This is a genomic window from Roseburia porci, from assembly GCF_009695765.1.
Taxonomy (GTDB): domain Bacteria; phylum Bacillota; class Clostridia; order Lachnospirales; family Lachnospiraceae; genus Roseburia; species Roseburia porci.
In genome coordinates, this window is sequence record NZ_VUNI01000007.1 from 70606 (window position 1) to 89289 (window position 18684).

16 protein-coding genes are annotated in these 18684 nt (G+C 42.5%); 1 reads left to right on the forward strand and 15 read right to left on the reverse strand.

The annotated features are described in order from the left end of the window. Positions 1-20 precede the first annotated feature (20 nt). The 15 genes from FYJ75_RS05985 to malQ form a co-directional block, all read right to left on the reverse strand. Positions 21-905 carry a sulfide/dihydroorotate dehydrogenase-like FAD/NAD-binding protein gene (locus tag FYJ75_RS05985; RefSeq protein WP_154429555.1) on the reverse strand — a complete coding sequence of 295 codons (885 nt, stop codon included), beginning with the start codon at positions 903-905 and terminating at the stop codon, positions 21-23. Positions 906-991: 86 nt separating this feature from the next. Then, complete coding sequence (locus FYJ75_RS05990; RefSeq protein ID WP_154429556.1) at positions 992-1804, reverse strand: ABC transporter ATP-binding protein; 813 nt, start codon at positions 1802-1804, stop codon at positions 992-994. Further along, entirely contained in the window at positions 1804-2745 is a 942-nt protein-coding gene (locus FYJ75_RS05995) for an ABC transporter permease (protein ID WP_154429557.1), read from the reverse strand. Before FYJ75_RS05995 ends, FYJ75_RS05990 begins: the two co-directional genes overlap by 1 nt. Positions 2746-2762: 17 nt before the next feature. Then, entirely contained in the window at positions 2763-3806 is a 1044-nt protein-coding gene (locus FYJ75_RS06000) for an ABC transporter substrate-binding protein (protein WP_154429558.1), read from the reverse strand. A 149-nt stretch (positions 3807-3955) separates the two neighbouring features. Then, the gene (locus FYJ75_RS06005; protein WP_154429559.1) at positions 3956-4900 is read right to left on the reverse strand and encodes a TIGR03943 family putative permease subunit; all 945 of its coding nucleotides are present in this window, start codon (positions 4898-4900) and stop codon (positions 3956-3958) included. 20 nt (positions 4901-4920) lie between these two features. After that, positions 4921-5955, reverse strand: a complete 1035-nt coding sequence (locus FYJ75_RS06010; protein ID WP_154429560.1) for a CobW family GTP-binding protein — start codon at positions 5953-5955, stop codon at positions 4921-4923. 99 nt (positions 5956-6054) lie between these two features. Further along, positions 6055-7785 (reverse strand): ABC transporter ATP-binding protein, encoded by a 1731-nt coding sequence (locus FYJ75_RS06015; protein ID WP_154429561.1) that lies wholly within the window; start codon positions 7783-7785, stop codon positions 6055-6057. Positions 7786-7845: 60 nt separating this feature from the next. Beyond that, positions 7846-8022: a 30S ribosomal protein S21 gene (gene rpsU / locus FYJ75_RS06020; protein ID WP_006856185.1), complete on the reverse strand. Its 177-nt coding sequence runs from the start codon at positions 8020-8022 to the stop codon at positions 7846-7848. 131 nt (positions 8023-8153) lie between these two features. Further along, positions 8154-10814 carry an alanine--tRNA ligase gene (alaS, locus tag FYJ75_RS06025; RefSeq protein ID WP_154429562.1) on the reverse strand — a complete coding sequence of 887 codons (2661 nt, stop codon included), beginning with the start codon at positions 10812-10814 and terminating at the stop codon, positions 8154-8156. A gap of 29 nt (positions 10815-10843) precedes the next feature. Next, the gene (locus FYJ75_RS06030; RefSeq protein ID WP_154429563.1) at positions 10844-11008 is read right to left on the reverse strand and encodes a vanadium nitrogenase; all 165 of its coding nucleotides are present in this window, start codon (positions 11006-11008) and stop codon (positions 10844-10846) included. A 104-nt stretch (positions 11009-11112) separates the two neighbouring features. After that, complete coding sequence (locus FYJ75_RS06035; protein WP_154429564.1) at positions 11113-11859, reverse strand: MBL fold metallo-hydrolase; 747 nt, start codon at positions 11857-11859, stop codon at positions 11113-11115. Between the two features lie 16 nt (positions 11860-11875). Next, on the reverse strand, positions 11876-13174 hold the full coding sequence (locus FYJ75_RS06040) for an amidohydrolase family protein (RefSeq protein WP_154429565.1): 1299 nt from the start codon (positions 13172-13174) through the stop codon (positions 11876-11878). A gap of 8 nt (positions 13175-13182) precedes the next feature. Further along, positions 13183-14016, reverse strand: coding sequence for a purine-nucleoside phosphorylase (locus tag FYJ75_RS06045; RefSeq protein WP_154429566.1), 834 nt, complete (start codon positions 14014-14016; stop codon positions 13183-13185). A 69-nt stretch (positions 14017-14085) separates the two neighbouring features. Further along, positions 14086-15597, reverse strand: coding sequence for a stage IV sporulation protein A (spoIVA, locus tag FYJ75_RS06050; RefSeq protein ID WP_154429567.1), 1512 nt, complete (start codon positions 15595-15597; stop codon positions 14086-14088). Between the two features lie 55 nt (positions 15598-15652). Next, complete coding sequence (gene malQ, locus FYJ75_RS06055) at positions 15653-17185, reverse strand: 4-alpha-glucanotransferase (protein WP_268878581.1); 1533 nt, start codon at positions 17183-17185, stop codon at positions 15653-15655. A 236-nt stretch (positions 17186-17421) separates the two neighbouring features. Between malQ and FYJ75_RS06060 the strand changes: the two genes are divergently transcribed. After that, positions 17422-18681 carry a chloride channel protein gene (locus FYJ75_RS06060; protein ID WP_154429569.1) on the forward strand — a complete coding sequence of 420 codons (1260 nt, stop codon included), beginning with the start codon at positions 17422-17424 and terminating at the stop codon, positions 18679-18681. Positions 18682-18684 lie beyond the last annotated feature (3 nt).

The window sequence follows — 18684 nt, forward strand, 5'->3', positions numbered from 1 at the left end:
TCCTCCAATAATCTATGATTCTAACCGTTGCAGTGTCCACATCCACCATGATGTGTAGCACCTTCCTCATAAGCAAGCTTTGCTCTTCCTTCCTGTGTCTTATACTGCTGCTGACGTTTCATTGCCTGATCAAAATCTACAAGATGTCCGTCAAACTCAGGTCCGTCAACACAGGCAAATTTCACCTTGCCATCAACTACCAGTCGGCAGGCTCCACACATTCCGGTTCCGTCTACCATGATCGGGTTCATGGAAACAACAGTAGGAATCTCAAGCTTCTTTGTTAACAGGCAGACAAATTTCATCATGATCATTGGTCCGATTGCAACACAGACATCGTAATGTTTTCCCTCATTTACAAGTTCTTCCAGCTGGTTGGTTCCCATACCATGGAACCCATAGCTTCCGTCATCTGTTGTTACATAAACATTTCCTGCTACCGCTTTCATCTCATCAATATAGAACAGTAAATCTTTTGTTCTGGATCCCATGATCACATCTGCATCAATTCCATGCTCATGTAACCATTTCACCTGCGGATAAACCGGTGCAGTTCCAAGCCCTCCTGCGATGAATACGATCTTTTTCTTCTTCGTTTCCTCAAGGTTCTCTTCCATGCATAATTCCGAAGCACAGCCTAATGGTCCGACAAAATCTTCCAGTTCGTCTCCAACATTCAGAGACATCATTCTCTTGGTTCCAGCTCCAATCGTCTGAACGACGATGGTTACAGTCTCCTTCTCTCTGTCATAATCACAGATAGTAAGCGGAATTCTCTCACCTACCTCATCTACCTTGGCAATAATAAACTGTCCCGGAAGACAGGATTTTGCAACGCGTGGCGCTTTGATATCCATCAGGATGATCTGATCAGCCAGTTGTTCTTTTCTAACGATTGGATACATTTTATTCCTCCTAGTTAAACACTCTTTTTCAGTACTTTAATCAACACTATAAACATATTAATAAATTTTATCAAAAATAGCAATGTCTAATTCTCATCCTTCGACAAAAGAATACGATCATTGTCCAAATCACTTCCTGCATGCAGGGAAAACTGCTCCAGAAGATCCTCTACTGTCATTTTATTCCGCTGTTCGCCCTGAACATCGAATACAATATGTCCGGCATGCATCATCAATGTCCGGTTTCCAAGCTCCAATGCCTGATGCATATTATGCGTTACCATAAGACATGTAATCTTCCGTTCTGCAACAATCTGTCTTGTCAGTTTTAAAACTTTCTCTGCCGTTGCAGGGTCCAAAGCCGCTGTATGTTCATCCAGCAGTAAGATCTTCGGCGTCACCATCGTTGCCATCAGAAGCGTCAGCGCCTGTCTCTGTCCTCCGGAAAGCAATCCTACCGGCTGTTTCATCCGGTCTTCGAGTCCCATGTCCAGACAGGCAAGCTGTTCACGGAACTTCTTTTTATCAGATGCAGAAATTCTGCTGAAATATGCATGATTTGCTGTCGAAGCCCGCAAATATGCAAGTGCCATATTTTCTTCGATCGTCATATGTGGCGCGGTTCCTTTTAACGGATCCTGAAACAGATGACCGATCACCTTGCTCCTTACATACTCTTTTTCGAAGGTTATGTCTTCTCCATCCAGAATCACGCTTCCCTGATCTACGTAAAAAGCTCCTGTAATTGCGTTGAACATGGTAGATTTTCCAGCACCGTTGCTTCCAACTATGGTTGCAAAATCTCCATCCTCCAGACTTAAGGAAACATCCCTGAGCGCACTTTTTTCATTTACCGTTCCCGGGTTAAAGGTTTTTGAAATATGATCTAAAACAAGCATTATTTCTCCTCCCTTCCGGATGCCGTTTTTCTTCGTTCCGCCATGATTTTTCTTTTATTCTTCTCAAAAACTGCTTTCTTTTTCAGATATGGGAAAGCAATCGCAATCGCAACGATTACCGCAGACACCAGTTTCAGGCTTTCTGCCGGCACATTCAGACGCAAAGCAACCGCAACGATAAAACGGTACAGGCAGCTTCCGAGAATTACACCAATGATCCGCTTGAACATCGACCCTTTTCCAATGAGTGTCTCTCCGATAATCAATGAAGCAAGAGCAATTGTCACCATACCAGTTCCAAGGTTAATATCACAGGATCTCTGATACTGTGCAAGAATTCCGCCAGACAGGCCGGTCAGTGCATTTGCCACGCAAAGACCTACGGTAATCGTAAATGCCGGATTAATGCTGGACGCCCGCACCATATCAACATTATCTCCTGTTGCACGGATGGAAAGTCCAAGCTTCGTATTTAAAAATAACGCTACCAGTGCACCAATCACCAGAACAATGATTAAGATCACTGCAAGCTTATACCAGGTTCCACCGAGCTTTTCCCTGGCAATCGTAAAGATCGTATTACAACTGAAAAGATTTACATTCGATGCAAATCCCATTACCGCAATATTAATCGTATACAGACCGGTATTTACAATAATACCTGCCAGAATTGACTCAACACCCATTCTGGTCTGTAAAAACGCGGTCACAAATCCGGAACATATTCCGGCAGCGGTTGCAGCCAGAAGTCCAAGCACCGGATGTCCTGCCAGAGTTACCATTGCACATACTGCACAGCCTAATGTAAAACATCCATCTGTAGACAGATCCGCAATATTTAAAATTGTAAACGATATAAATAATGCAAGTGCAACCAGTGCATAAATGCAGCCCAGTTCAAGTGCACTCTGCAATATTGAAACTGTAAAAATTGACCCCATAGCCATTTCCTCATTACTTATTCAAATTCTTTTTTGGTAGTTGTTGTCTTTAATTCTTCGCACATGTCTTTAAATACAGAATAATCAAGTCCGACTGCTTCTGCTGTTTCTGTATTCACGGTTGCGATACCATTATCCAAAGTCTGTACTGGCATCTCCGCCGGTTTCTTTCCATTTACAAGTACATCAACAACCATATCTGCTGTTTTGGTTCCAAGCTCTTCATAGTTGACTCCATAGCCACAGAAAGCTCCATTTAATGCAAAGCTGTCTGCTCCTGCATAATGCGGAATCTTTGCATCTGCAAATTTCTCAAAAATAGAGATCTCAGCAACCTGGACGGTATTATCTGTCGGAGTAAACACGGCATCTACCTTTTCTGATACAAGTGCATCCGCTGCAAGCATAATCTCATCATTGGTTGTACCTGTTTTTTCAACATACTCCAGATTATTTTTATCGCAGAAATCTTTGGCTTCTTCAATTGCTTTGAGTGATGAATCCTGACTCTTATTATATAAAAGTCCAACTTTCTTTGTATCCGGATTTGCTGCCATCATAAGCTTCATAACTGCTTCTGTATCCAGTGCATCAGAAGTTCCGGTAATATTGGCTCCCGGAGCATCCATACTGTCTACCAGACCTGCGGATACCGGATCGGATACAGCAGAAAAAACAACCGGAATCTGATTATCCTCTGTCGCATTCTGCATAATCATAGCCGCCGGAGTCGCAATTGGAATAATCACATCTACGTCATCGGCTACCAGATCCGTTGCGATCTGTCCAAGTACCGTCGAATCCGCCTGACCATTGTTGACATAATCACCATAGTCAAAGGTAACTCCGAGCTCTTTTCCCTTTGCATCAAGTTCTTTTTCAATTGCAGCTTCAATCTGATTTAAGGACGCGTCATCCACGTATTGTACAATTCCTACTTTATATACTTTATCACTTCCTGCAGAACTGTCCTTCTCATCCCCGTTCGATGCACCGCATCCAACTACGGACGATGCCGCCAGAACTGCCATCATTATTGTTGCTACTACTTTCTTTTTCATAAACAGACCTCCTTAAATCTAAAAAGACCATTTCAAGGCAGTCCTGAAATGGTCTTTTCTGCTTGAACATGACAACACTTTATCTCATTAAAGTATCTTTGTCAAGTCAGCAAAATTGAATCGTTATTATAACTGAAACTTATATTATACTACGTGAAGTATACAAGTTCATCTTCCGGCTTCTCTGCCGGTTCAATTGAGATCGGATAAAGCACCGGTCCTTTTCCTTTATACTCACGTGCAAATTCTACTCTGATTTCTGCTGTGATATCGATCCATGACTTATGCGGAATTTCATTTTCCTTATCATATTTACACTTAAATCCGATAAAGGTTACATCTTCTATACAACAGGTCATTGCAAAACGCCCCGGTACAAAAATTCCTTTTTTTAATTTATCCGGGTTGTATACCAGTGCACGGAATTTTACTTTCTTACCATCGTATTTTTTGTAATTATCCATAGCATCCATGTACCAGATTGCATAATCTGCATCCGATAATTCGATGATATCCTGATTGATATCAAATGGAAGTTCCTCCGGACGTTCATCGATCGTACCGTCTTTTCTTTCATATACAATCTGAGCCTTACGGTTGATTGTCTTGATCAGACGACGGAATTTTCCTCTGTCTGTATTATCATCGGTACGGTTAAAAATTACAACGTCGGATGAGAACACCTGCTCCTGCATCATTGCACGCATATTATTCATATACATCTCAAATGTCGTTGAATCCACGGTTGCAAGCGACTGTACAATGATCCAGTCCTTCGGAAGGTTCATCTCCAGAATCTTGTCCATTCCCCATGTGCCGTTGTACTCAATAAAGACCTGCTCCGGAAGGTACTGAAGATTGATTTCTTTCATCTTTTCTTCTGTAAATTCTTCCTCTGAATCAATGGTAACAACCTGAAAATTGACCGTTTTCAATTTCTCAAGATCATATTCCACATCGCCGTCTTCGCACATTATAATAATACCTTTGCCGCCCTCAGCGAAATCATTTTCAAACAGGGTTTCATTCACTAATGTTGTTTTACCGCTGTCCATAAAACCGGTAAATAAATAAACTGGTATCTCCTGTGCCATACTTACTCCTTTTCACTTTTCTAGGCTATCTCAAATAATTCTTCTAATCTGTGTGCATCAATATTGGTTCCGATTACACAAAGTCTTCCCGTATAATCCGGTTCACCTTCACGCAGCTCGTATTCTCCTTCAACCATATCAAAGTAGATCCAGGTACCATCTGTGCTCTCTACCATTCCTTTTGCACGGAGAATCGTGCCATAATCTTCTGTATCGCGGAAAGTCTTTAAGATTTCTTCAATCTTTGATTTCTCATATTTATGAGGAGTCTCTTTGCCCCAGCTTGTAAATACATCATCTGCATGATGGTGATGATGATGGTCATGGTCATGACATCCGCAGGTGCAGTTCTCACCATGCTCATGTTCTTCATGGTCATGATCATGATGATGCTCATGTTCATGTTCTTCCTCTTCCTGTTTATGCATCTGATCCGCAAGAAGTTTCATCTCAAGAGAATCCTGTCCCTCCATAACCTTCAGAATCTGTTTTCCGTTTATTGCATTCCAGTCAGTTGTGATAATTGCAGCCTTTGGATTCAATGCCTGAATCTGTTTTACGCAAAACTCCAGCTGCTCCGGTGTTGCATTCTGGCTTCTGCTTAAAATAACTGTCGTTGCACACTCAATCTGATTGTTAAAGAATTCACCAAATGCTTTCATCTGCTTGCTGGCTTTTAACGCATTTACAACCGTAACCAGTCCGTTCAGTTTTACATCCTGTTCTTTTTCAATATCGATAACTGATTTCATTACATCTGACAGTTTTCCAACTCCGGATGGCTCGATCAGAATACGATCCGGATGATATTTGGTAATTACCTCATTCAGATTCTTTCCAAAATCACCTACCAGTGAACAGCAGATGCATCCGGAGTTCATTTCTGTGATCTGGATTCCGGAATCCTTTAAAAATCCGCCGTCAATTCCGACTTCACCAAACTCATTTTCAATCAAAACTACCTGCTCACCTGTAAAGGCTTCTTCTATCATTTTCTTAATGAAAGTTGTTTTACCTGCACCAAGAAAGCCTGAAATAATGTCAATTTTTGTCATTTTAATCGCTCCTTTTTCTGGAAATTCCATTTCAAATATCCTTTGGGTATTTCATCCCATCTGATATATAATACTCGCATTTTAAAAAGATTGCAAATATTAATCATGCATGTGATACAGTTTCTCATAAATTCCGCCGTTTGCAAGCAGTCCTTCATGAGTTCCCTGCTCCGCAATTCCGTCTTCGGTCAGTACAAGTATTTTTTCTGCATTGCGAATCGTTGAAAGTCTGTGCGCAATGACAAATGTTGTACGATTCTTTGCCAGATGTTCCAACGACTCCTGTACAACACGCTCGCTTTCATTGTCAAGCGCAGACGTTGCCTCATCAAAAATCAATATTGGCGGATTTTTCAAAAATACTCTCGCAATCGACAAACGCTGCTTCTGTCCTCCGGAAAGTTTAATACCCCTCTGTCCGATGTCCGTCTGATATCCTTCCGGAAGGCTCATGATAAACTCATGTGCATTTGCATTCTTTGCAGCCTGATAGACCTCTTCCTCTGTTGCATCCGGTTTTCCGTATAATATATTTTCATAAACAGAGCCTGCAAACAGATATACATCCTGCTGAACGATTCCTATCTGGTTTCTTAAACTTTTCAGTGTCATTTTCCGGATATCAATTCCATCAATGGTAATCTCGCCCGATGTCACCTCATAAAATCTTGGAATCAGAGAACAAAGCGTTGTTTTTCCAGCTCCGGAAGATCCCACAAGCGCCATATACGATCCTGCCGGCACATTCAGGGAAACATGACTTAACACTTCCGGAGTACTGTCGTTATAGGCAAACGAAACGTCCTTAAAACAAATATCTCCTTTTAACACAGGGGCTTCGATCGCATCTTCTGAGTCCTCGATATCCGGCTCTATCGACATAATTTCCATAAATCTTTCAAATCCACTGTATCCATTCTGGAACTGCTCTGTAAAATCAATCAATGTCCGGATCGGATCTGTAAAAACCGATATATACAAAATAAATGTAATCAGGTCATTTACATCCACGCTGCCCTGCGTTATAAAATAAGTTCCTGCAACGATCACACACACCTGGATCAGAGTGGTAAAGCTTCCAAGCCCAGCCTGAAAAGCTCCCATATAGTGATAGCTGTTTCTTTTTGCATTGAGAAATCCTTCATTCCCGACACGGAATTTCTTTTGTTCAATATCTTCATTTGCAAAAGATTTTACAACACGGATTCCAGACAGATTATCTTCGATCTGTGCATTGATCTCCGCGATTTTAATCCGGTTCTGTCGAAATGCTTTTCGCATATGCCTGTTCACAAAATACGCGTAAACGATCATAAACGGAATCATCAGAAATGCTGCAACCGTAAGTCTCGGACTGATATTTAATAAAATCACAAATGCACCTAAGATTTTCAGCATAGAAATTACAATATTTTCCGGACCATGATGCATCAGCTCACTGATATCGAACAGATCCGATGTAATTCTTGACATGAGCTGTCCCACTTTTTCCTCATCATAAAAGGAAAAAGACAGCTTCTGAAAATGTCCAAAAATCTCCGCTCTCATATCATATTCGATTTTTGCACCCATAACATGCCCGTAATTGCATATAAAAAATTTACTGTAACATCCAACTGCCACCATAAGAACCATCGCAATTCCGAGCATTATGATTTTATGCAAAGCCTGATCCGGTTCCATAAAGACAACCTTCGATGTAATATAACGAATGATCAATGGTATCGATAAAGCTACCGCCGCATCAAGTATGGCAAAAAGCATATCCGCCCAGAATATCTTCCGATATGGCCGATAATAAGTCATCATTTTTTTCAGATTTTTATTCATAGATCCCTCTCGTTTTGAAAAAAAGAAGTCATCGCACAAGCGATGACTCCTTCAGTTTGATTAATTGTATTTTCTTTTTCTTGCTGCTTCAGATTTTTTCTTACGTTTTACGCTTGGTTTTTCGTAATGTTCTCTCTTACGAATCTCCTGCTGGATACCAGCTTTAGCGCAGTTTCTTTTAAATCTACGTAAAGCGCTATCTAAAGTCTCGTTTTCTTTTACAATTACACTAGACATTATCTCACACCTAACCTCCCTCCAGTTGCGTATTGTGCATCAACTGTAAGGTAATCTTTATTGCACTAGTAAAGATTTTATCAAAATATTCCTATTTGTCAATAGTTTTTTCGTAAATACTGAAAAATTATTTATTTCAGCATACCTTCGAGTGCATTTTTGGCTTCTGCGATTGCATCCGGAATACCTGCAGGGTTCTTTCCGCCTGCCTGAGCCATATTCGGACGTCCGCCACCGCCACCGCCGACTTTTGCTGCGATCGCTTTGATAAGGTTACCTGCATGTGCTCCCTGTTTCATGGCTCCGTCTGTTGCCATTGCAATGAGATTTACTTTGCCTTCATTAGCAGAAGCAAGTACTACAACGCCTTCTCCAAGTTTCTCTTTCAGCTGATCGCCAAGTTCACGAAGTCCGTTCATATCCACTCCGTCAACAGAAGCTGCAAGGAGTTTTACGCCTTTTACTTCTGTTACCTGATCCATAACATCACCAAGTGCGTCTTTTGCTGCCTTACTCTTTAATGACTCATTCTCGCTCTGAAGTGCTTTCATTTCAGCCATCAGATGTTCCAGACGTTCTACCAGATTAGCCGGTGTTGCTTTCACCGTTTTAGCTGCTGTATTCAGTTCTTCTTCCATGTGTTTGTAATATGCGAACACATTATCTCCGGTCAGTGCTTCAATTCGACGTACACCGGCAGCCACACCACTTTCTGAAATAATCTTGAATGCAGTGATCTCTGATGTGTTCTTTACATGTGTACCGCCGCAGAACTCTTTCGAGAAATCGCCCATAGAAACAACGCGTACCTTCTCGCCGTATTTCTCACCAAATAAAGCCATTGCACCGGTCTTTTTTGCTTCATCCACTGACATAATCGCAGTTTCAACAGGAAGTGCTGCTGCAATCTCGTCATTCACGATCTGCTCAACTCTTGCAATCTCATCTGCTGTCATAGCCTGGAAATGGCTGAAGTCAAAACGTGTTCTTTCATTGTCCTGATAAGATCCTGCCTGTTCAACATGTGTACCAAGTACGATTCGAAGTGCTTTCTGTAACAGATGTGTTGCAGAATGGTTTTTGCATGTCTGGCTGCGGAGTTTTTCATCAACCATCAGTTCTGCCTGATCTCCGGTTTTTATCATTCCACAGATCATCTTACCAATATGTCCGACTTTTCCACCTAAAAGTTTTACTGTATCTTCTACTTTAAATTCACCGGAAGCCGTCTTGATAATACCTTTATCTCCCTGCTGTCCACCCATGGTTGCATAAAATGGGGTCTCTTTTACTATAACAGTTCCGATCTCTCCGTCACTTAATGCCTCTACGATTTCTGACTCTGTTGTCAGGACCGAAATCTCGGATTTGGCTGTAAGCTTATCATATCCAACAAATTCTGTTGTAATGGAAGGGTCAATCGACTCATAAACGGTAACATCTGCCCCCATGTAGTTTGTCGTCTTACGTGCCTTACGTGCTTTTTCTCTCTGCTCGTCCATGCATGCTTTAAATCCGGCTTCATCGTATGAGAATCCCTTTTCTTCCAGGATCTCAGCTGTCAGGTCTACCGGGAATCCATAGGTATCATAAAGCTTGAATGTATTCTCTCCGGAGAGCACCTTACTTCCGTTTTTGCTCATCTCATCCTGCATATCATTTAAGATTGCAAGGCCCTGATCGATCGTCTTATTGAATTTTTCTTCTTCCTGTGTCAGAACTTTGAAGATAAAGTCTTTCTTCTCTTCCAGTTCCGGATATCCGTCTTTACTTTCATTGATTACTGTCTCAGACAGTCTGGCAAGGAATAAGCCATCAATGCCAAGCATTCTTCCATGACGTGCTGCACGGCGGATCAGACGGCGAAGTACATATCCACGTCCTTCATTTGATGGCATGATTCCATCAGAAACCATAAATGTGGAAGAACGGATATGATCTGTAATCAGACGGATAGAAACATCATCCAGTGCATCCACCTGATATTTCTTTCCAGACATTGCACATACACTGTCACGGATTGCTTTCATTGTATCAATATCAAATACAGAATCGACATCCTGCATTACAACTGCAAGACGTTCCAGTCCCATTCCGGTATCAATGTTCTTCTGGGCAAGTTCTGTATATCCGCCCTTGCCATCGCCTTCAAACTGTGTAAATACGTTGTTCCATACTTCCATAAAACGGTCACAGTCGCAGCCTACTTTACAATCCGGGCTGCCGCATCCGTATTTCTCTCCGCGGTCATAATAGATCTCTGAACATGGACCACAAGGACCAGCACCATGCTCCCAGAAGTTGTCGCATTCTCCCGTCTCCGGGTCTCTGTAGAAACGTGTAATGCGGTCTGCAGGCACTCCGATCTCCTTGGTCCAGATATCAAATGCCTCTTCATCCTCTCCATAAATAGAAGGATATAAACGATCCTCTTCAAGTCCGAGAACCTGTGTCAGGAACTCCCATGACCACGCAATGGCCTCGTGCTTAAAATAATCTCCAAATGAGAAGTTACCCAGCATTTCAAAAAATGTAAGGTGTCGTGCTGTCTTACCAACATTCTCAATATCTCCGGTACGCACACATTTCTGACAGGTTGTCACTCTTCTGCGAGGTGGAATCTCCTGTCCTGTAAAATATGGTTTCAATGGTGCCATACCAGCATTAATTAATAATAAGCTGTTATCATTGTGTGGTACTAATGAAAAGCTTTTCATTGCAAGATGTCCCTTGCTTTCAAAAAATTGCAGGTACATCCGACGTAATTCGTTTACGCCATAACTCTTCTTCATAATGTGAATTCCTCCAAAATATCTTGGTTTTATTTATCTTCAACTGCCTGATCAACAGTATCTGTCATCTGAGCTTCTTTTGCATCCTTCTTTTTGCGCAGTTTAATGCCGATTGTAAGACCAAGTCCTGCAAATACAGCCAGTACAACTAACACAATAAGATAATGAACAACCCATCCCAAAAATGCGATCATAGTAATCCCTCCCTGTATGCATAAGCTTTCCCTCTGCTTATAACTTTAATATTATATATGATGTTTTTTCATAATTCAAGTAACGATTCCATTTATCAGATCTTCTACAGAATAAATTGCTGGTTTTCTTCCGTGATGTCCATGATCCGATCCGCCATATCCCGGTTTGTGATACGCTTTTTGTATCTGGCAATTCCACTGTAGTCCTGCCACATGTGCATCGGAAAAACATGTTCACACTCTGTGTTTTTCATAAAATAATCAATCCCAAGGAATTCATTTCTGCCAAGTCTTGGATCCATCGGAACAAATGCAGCCTCGATCGGAAGTTCCTCCAGTTTCCGGATCTGGGAACGGTATAATGACTTCACCTGACCGTTGATCAGGTCACCGGCTCCGTCCCAGACCCACATATTCAGATCTCCGGCATGATAAATGCCTGTCCCGTCTGTCTGGACATAATATGCCACTCCCGCATCCGTTGACCGGAGTGTCCGGATCTTCATGTCATCCAGCTCATATTCCGCAGCCGGTGCCACAAAAAGTATCCGCTCCCGTACCTTTGGATCAATTTTATGCTTTTTCAGGAAGTTCGGACTTATCCGTATGTCCTTTGACAAAATATATTTTATATTGGGATATTTTTCCGTCCAGCGGAGAATATCCATATCAAAATGATCCCTGTGACTGTGGCTTGCAAACATATAGATTGGCGTATTCCTGTCATACTCTGGAATTTTTCCGTTAAAATGGTATCCATTCACACGGTCACCTTCAAAATAATCAAATATCAGCACCTTGCTGTCTGTTTCTGCAACAAAACAGCTGTGGTGTATAAATCGAACCAGCATATCTTTTTCCTCTGTCCTATTTCATTCTGTCAATAATTGCGTTTGCCTGCCGGTATATTTCTTTCGGATCCTGTCCAATGAAAAACTGTCCGTCTTCATACCGTATCACGCCGTTGATCATAGTCATTTTTACATTCTGCTTGCTTCCACTGTATACCAGATTGGTCACAAGATTATTTTCCGGCTGCATATTCGGCTGGTTTAAATCAATCATGATAAGATCCGCCTTTTTTCCTTTTGCCAGACAGTCGCAATCCCAAAGTTCCATTGCATGTGCCCCTCCGGTAACCGCCATATAGAGGATCTCTTCTGCGCCAACACAGGCTGCATCCTCTTCTCTCAGCTTTGCAAGCCCGGATACCAGAAACATTTCCCGGAACATATCCAGGCAGTTATTACTTGCCGGTCCATCGGTTCCAATCCCGACATTGATATGCTCGTCCAGAAAACGTTTGACCGGAGCAATCCCGCTCGCCAGCTTCAGATTCGATGCCGGATTTGTAACAACGCTCATATGATGTTTCCGGAATATTTCAAAATCTTCATCGTCAAACCAGATACAATGATAACCGCCGCCACCATATTCATACATTCCTATGGATTCCATAAACTGTGTCGGTGTTTTGCCCCAGCGCTTTTGGCATTCTGCCATTTCCCGCTTTGTTTCCGAATTGTGCGTCCAGACTGGCGTCTTCAGGCGGTTTGCCAGATCTGCAAGTTCCTCCATATGCTTCCCTGAGGTTGTATATTCTGCATGGAATCCAAGTATAAAGCTTGTCAGCTCGCTCAGCTCATTAATCTGGTGATACTCCTCTTCCATTTGTCCGATTGACGACACAAAATCATTAAATCCCGAGGTAATTACCGACCGGAATCCGCAATCCACAGCTGCCTTTGCTGTAATCATCGGATATGGATACATATCAAAATCCGCCGTGATCCCGGAAGTAAGGTATTCCATAATTCCAAGTATATTCAGTGGATACGGATCCTGTTCCTTTAATCTGGCTTCGTTTGGAAACACCTTCTCATTCAGCCATTCCTGAAGTGGAAGATCGTCTGCATAGGATCTTAAAAACGTCATTGCCGTATGTGTATGTGCATCTTTAAATCCCGGCATTAACAAATTGCCTTTTACATCAATTTCTCGCTCCCAGATCAGTATCTCATCCGGTCCGCACACATCCGTAACGTCCTCGCCGTCCCCAATATAACAGATCCTGTTCCCTTTGACCCAAAGTTCTCCTTCCTCGATCCGGAATTTATGATCCGGCTCCGAGATCAGGATCTTTGCATTATAAAAACGAATATTCATATGTTCTCCTATTGTATTCTGCCAATCTCCAATATGGTTTCCGTTACCAGTTTTTTAAATTGCGGAGCCACCCGGTCTGCGGTCTCCTGTACTTCCTTATGGCTCAGCGGAACCGGAGAGATTCCGCAGGCCAGATTGGATATGCAGGATATCCCGACGATCCGCATTCCCATATGTTTTGCAGCAACTGCCTCACACGCGGTACTCATTCCGACAGCATCAGCGCCAAGTGTCCTGAGCATGGCAATTTCCTGCGGTGTTTCATACTGTGGTCCTGTCAGCTGGACATAACAGCCTTCCTGAAGCGGAATATCCAGCTGCATTGCTGTTTTTCTTACGATCTTCTGCAATGCACGATCATACACCTGGCTCATATCCGGAAAGCGAGGTCCCAGCTCGTCAATATTTGTTCCGATCAACGGGGATGGAACGAAAGAAGCAATCTGTCCTGTCAGGAGCATAAAATCCCCCGCCTGCATGCCCTGCCTGATTCCTCCTGCTGCATTCGTCAAAAACAATACTTCTGCCCCCATCAGCTTCATCAGACGGATTGGAAGAACCACATCCTCCATTGCATATCCCTCATAGTAATGGACACGCCCCTGCATGCAGACAACCGGATCATCTCCTACATATCCAAAAATAAACCTGCCTTTGTGTCCAGGTACCGTAGAAACCGGAAAACCTTCTATCTCATGATAGTCAAGTGTCTCCACAACCCGGATGTCTTTCGCATAATCTCCCAGTCCCGAACCTAAAACCAGTGCGACACGTGGTCTGAACTTCGTTTTTTCCTGAAAACATGCATAGCATTTCATCAGTTTATCATATACCGGATTCATTAAAATTCCCCCTTTGTAATTTATAAAATTATACCAGAAAAATCGGCAAATAGGAACTCCTTAAATGTGTTATATGATAATGCAGATCATTCCCCCATTGCTGTCATTCACGATTTTCTGCATCGTATCCTGAAGCTTCATCTGGCATTCATCATCCATCAGTGCGATCTTATTTTTGATTCCGTCTTCCATAAGTTCTCCCACGGATTTTCCAAAAATATTCGTTGTCCAGATTCCCTCCTGGCTTTCCTCTCCCTTTTTGATATAATCGATCAGATCCTGTGCCTGTTCCTCGCTTCCGACGATCGGGGCGATCTCCGTTTCAATATTTGCCCTGATCATATGTATCGAAGGCGAAATTGCATTGATCTTGACGCCAAATTTATTGCCATGGCGGATCAGAACCGGATTCTCCATTTTAATATCTGAAAGCTTTGGCATCACCACGCCATATCCTTTCATATGTACGGAATCCATTGCGTCCTTTACCTGCTCATATTCCTGTTTCATGGCAGCAAGTTCCTTCACCATAGCGATCAGCTGATATTCCCCTTCAATCGGTATTCCGGTCATCTCACTGATATTCTGATAATAATATTTTTCGTCTACTTCCATTGCCAGTGCTACGGTACCCTGTTCAAGCGAAACGTTTTTAATTTCTTCCCTGGTAACCGGTCCGGGTGTTCCTTCCACATCTGAACTTTGTTCTGTTTTCCATGTATCCTGATATACATCCCGCATCCGGATCATATTCCCCATGATTTCCCGTGCACGGTTGATCAGCATTTTCTTTACCCAATGTTCAGATGAAAGCATTTCTGTCCATCTTGGAATAAAAAATGCCACATTCGATACCGGAAATTCATAAAGCATTGCCTCTAATATCCGGTTAATATCTTCTTTCCGCATCTGTTTACAGTTTACCGGAATAACCGGAGCCTGATACTCCTGCTCCATCTGATCTTTCAGATTCCTTGTTTCCTCACTGTACGGACGTTCGCAGTTTAAAACAATGACAAACGGTTTTCCGATCCCACTGATCTCATCGATTGTCTGTTTTTCTGCCGCAAGATAATTTTCCCTTGGAATCTCCCCCACAGTTCCATCGGTTGTAACCACAACACCGATTGTTGCATGCTCATGGATCACCTTCTGAGTTCCGATTCTCGCTGCATCTACAAATGGAATCTCTTCCTCTGACCACGGTGTTTTCACCATGCGCTCTCCATTACCTTCCATGTGTCCGCTCGCACCATCCACCATAAATCCCACACAATCGATCATCCGCATACGGATGCTGCTTCCATCTTCAAGTGTCACCTGCGCTGCTTCCTGTGGAATGAATTTCGGTTCGGTTGTCATAATCGTTTTTCCCTGGGCAGACTGGGGAAGTTCATCGATCAGTCTTTCCTTTGCTCCTCCGTCTTCCATCATCGGAATCACGCATATATCCATAAACCGTTTAATGAATGTGGATTTTCCGGTTCTTACGGGGCCCACAACGCCAATATAGATTTCTCCATCTGTCCGCCCCTGAATGTCTTTGTACAGGTTAAATTCACTGTTTGTATTTTTGTCCATAAAAATACCCCTTCCTCATTTACAATAAATATATGGAAGGGGTGTTCTTATTATGCTATTTTTCTTCGGTTTCTTCTTTTTTGCGCTCGCGGCCATACATAACCATGTATTTATATAATCTCTTTGCAAGCTTTGTATTGATCTGCTCCTCAGTTGCACGCCATTTCCAGTTGTTACCAATGGTAGACGGAGTGTTGATCCGGGCTTCAGAACCAAGTCCGATGAGATCCTGCATTGGAACGATTGCCATCTCTGCTACAGATGACCATGCACCTCTCATCATTCCCCAGTTATATCCCTCTTCTTTTGTGAGGTTTAAGTATTCTTTCGCGTATTTTACAGCCTGTTTCGGTGCAGTTTTCATCCAGCCCATGCAGGTATCATTATCATGTGTTCCGGTATAAACCACGCAGTGCTCTGGATAGTTATGTGGAAGATAATCGCTGTCTTCTCTGGAATCAAATGCGAACTGGATTACCTTCATTCCCGGGAATCCGGAATCTTTGAGCAGTTTATGTACCGACGGAGTTAAAAATCCAAGATCCTCCACGATAATCGGAAGCTTTCCAAGTTTTTTCTCAAGTGCACGGAAAAGGTCCATTCCAGGTCCCTCTTTCCACTTTCCGTTTTTCGCAGTGTCATCCTTTGCCGGAATTGCATAGTAGGAATCAAATCCTCTGAAATGATCGATTCTTACGATATCATACAGATCTGCCATAGCGGAAATACGTTTTGTCCACCATGCATAATCGTCTTTTTTCATGACATCCCAGCGGAATAACGGATTGCCCCAGAGCTGTCCGTCTTCTGAAAATGCATCCGGAGGGCATCCTGCCACTTCGATCGGATCAAGGTCTTTGTTCAGGTAGAACTGTGTCGGGTTTGCCCATACATCAGCACTGTCAAGTGCAACATAGATTGGAACATCACCGATGATCTCGATTCCTTTACCGTTCGCATATGCTTTTAATTCTTTCCACTGTTTAAAGAACAGATACTGGAGCATGCAGTAAAATTCAATGTCCTGTGCATACTTCTTCTTTGCTGCATCAATCGCTTCCGGTTTGCGGAATTTCAGATCTTTCTCCCACTCCAGCCAAGCAACACCGTCATTTGCATCTTTTAAAGCCATGAATAACGCATATTCCTCTAACCATTCAGCCTCATTTTTGCAGAATTCCTTATAATCATCCGGGAGCTTTTTCTCGAATCTCGCATATGCTTTCTTTAAGAGTGCATATCTGGACTCATACATGGTTCCATAATCTACGTACTTCTCACTTCCGCCCCAGTCGAAAGATTCACATTCACTCTTCTTTAACAGTCCGTCTTTGCAGAGATATTCGAGATCGATAAAATACGGATTACCTGCAAAGCTTGAAAATGACTGATATGGAGAATCTCCATAACTGGTTGGACAGATTGGAAGTATCTGCCAGTAAGTCTGACCTGACTTATCCAGAAAATCAATAAATTTTCTCGCTGCTTTTCCCATTGTTCCAATACCATATGGTGATGGCAGTGAAGATATCGGCATTAAGACACCACTTGTTCTCATTATTATATTCCTCCTGAAACACAATTTCATTTTTCGTATGTATTCATCCCACTGGGAACGTTTTCATCCAATTAAAAACAGTATAGTTTTTTCCGGTAGGTATTTCAATAATTTCTTTCTTTTTCTACTTTTTCGCTAATTTTCGTAAGTTTTTTTTATGAGAATTGACGAATCGGACAACCCAAAACCCTGGAAAACCATTGTAAAATGCAATTTGCAATGCTACTATTATGTTATATATCAGAATTCGAAAAGAGGACAATCTAATGAACGATCAGATAAAACATAAAATGCAGCATAATTTAAAACGTGCAATCACTTCCGTCAAATGGATCATCTTTGCGATCCTGGTCGGAATCATCGTCGGACTTTGCGGTACTGCCTTCTATTTTGGCATGTCGCTTGTAACCGTTGTGCGCACACAAAATCCGTGGCTGATCTTTTTCCTCCCGATCGGAGGTCTCGCGATCGTCGCACTCTATCATATGCTCCACGATGAAAAAGACACCGGTACCAATCTGGTTCTTTCCGCCATTCATTCCGATGATGAGCTTCCGTTCCGGATGGCACCACTGATCTTCATTTCGACGTTAATCACCCATCTGCTTGGCGGTTCTGCTGGAAGAGAGGGTGCTGCTCTTCAGATGGGAGGAAGCCTCGGAAATACACTTGGCAAGCTTTTTCACTTTGATGAAAAAGACAAACATGTCATGATCATGTGCGGCATGAGTGCGGCATTCTCCGCATTATTTGGAACTCCAATGGCTGCAGCGATCTTCCCTATGGAAGTTGTCAGTGTCGGCGTTATGTATTACGCCGCTCTCGTTCCGTGCGTGATCAGTTCTCTGATTGCACATGGAATCGCATATTCTTTCGGTGTATCCAACGAAATGTTCCTGATTACGGATATTCCGGCTTTTTCCGTCGGTAATTCTGTCCGCATTTCCATTCTTGCCGTGCTCTGTGCGCTCGTAAGTATTTTATTCTGTGTGGCATTACACGAAAGCGAACATCTTTATAAGAAGTTTTTCCAGAACCCGTATCTGCGTGTCTTTGTCGGCGGCTGTATTGTATTGTTTCTGACACTTCTAGTCGGAAACCAGAATTACAACGGAACCGGAATCAATATTATCGCCCAGTGTATCGATGGTTCTGTACGCCCGGAAGCTTTTCTTCTGAAGATCATTTTCACGGCATGTACACTCGGTGCCGGATATAAAGGCGGGGAAATCGTTCCATCCTTCTTCATCGGTGCCGCGTTCGGCTGCCTGTTTGGACTGGCCTTCGGTTTTTCCCCAACTTTATGTACTGCTGTCGGAATGACCGCCGTATTCTGCGGTGTTACAAACTGCCCGATTTCATCACTTTTAATCAGTTTTGAATTATTCGGTTACGACGGTATGCCATATTTCCTCTTATCTGTAGCATTAAGCTATATGTTATCCGGATACTTTGGACTCTACCGCAGCCAGAAGATCATTTACTCCAAATACAAAACAAACTACATCAACAAATCCACATTATAATAC

Coding starts and splice junctions, on each gene's coding strand:
- rpsU (WP_006856185.1), bottom strand. CDS start 8,022: ATGTCTAGTGTAATTGTAAAAGAAAACGAGACTTTAGATAGCGCTTTA.
- FYJ75_RS06035 (WP_154429564.1), bottom strand. CDS start 11,859: ATGCTGGTTCGATTTATACACCACAGCTGTTTTGTTGCAGAAACAGAC.
- FYJ75_RS05985 (WP_154429555.1), bottom strand. CDS start 905: ATGTATCCAATCGTTAGAAAAGAACAACTGGCTGATCAGATCATCCTG.
- FYJ75_RS06060 (WP_154429569.1), top strand. CDS start 17,422: ATGAACGATCAGATAAAACATAAAATGCAGCATAATTTAAAACGTGCA.
- spoIVA (WP_154429567.1), bottom strand. CDS start 15,597: ATGGACAAAAATACAAACAGTGAATTTAACCTGTACAAAGACATTCAG.
- FYJ75_RS05990 (WP_154429556.1), bottom strand. CDS start 1,804: ATGCTTGTTTTAGATCATATTTCAAAAACCTTTAACCCGGGAACGGTA.
- malQ (WP_268878581.1), bottom strand. CDS start 17,185: ATGAAATTGTGTTTCAGGAGGAATATAATAATGAGAACAAGTGGTGTC.
- FYJ75_RS06015 (WP_154429561.1), bottom strand. CDS start 7,785: ATGAATAAAAATCTGAAAAAAATGATGACTTATTATCGGCCATATCGG.
- FYJ75_RS06000 (WP_154429558.1), bottom strand. CDS start 3,806: ATGAAAAAGAAAGTAGTAGCAACAATAATGATGGCAGTTCTGGCGGCA.
- alaS (WP_154429562.1), bottom strand. CDS start 10,814: ATGAAGAAGAGTTATGGCGTAAACGAATTACGTCGGATGTACCTGCAA.
- FYJ75_RS06010 (WP_154429560.1), bottom strand. CDS start 5,955: ATGACAAAAATTGACATTATTTCAGGCTTTCTTGGTGCAGGTAAAACA.
- FYJ75_RS05995 (WP_154429557.1), bottom strand. CDS start 2,745: ATGGGGTCAATTTTTACAGTTTCAATATTGCAGAGTGCACTTGAACTG.
- FYJ75_RS06045 (WP_154429566.1), bottom strand. CDS start 14,016: ATGAATCCGGTATATGATAAACTGATGAAATGCTATGCATGTTTTCAG.
- FYJ75_RS06040 (WP_154429565.1), bottom strand. CDS start 13,174: ATGAATATTCGTTTTTATAATGCAAAGATCCTGATCTCGGAGCCGGAT.
- FYJ75_RS06005 (WP_154429559.1), bottom strand. CDS start 4,900: ATGGCACAGGAGATACCAGTTTATTTATTTACCGGTTTTATGGACAGC.
- FYJ75_RS06030 (WP_154429563.1), bottom strand. CDS start 11,008: ATGATCGCATTTTTGGGATGGGTTGTTCATTATCTTATTGTGTTAGTT.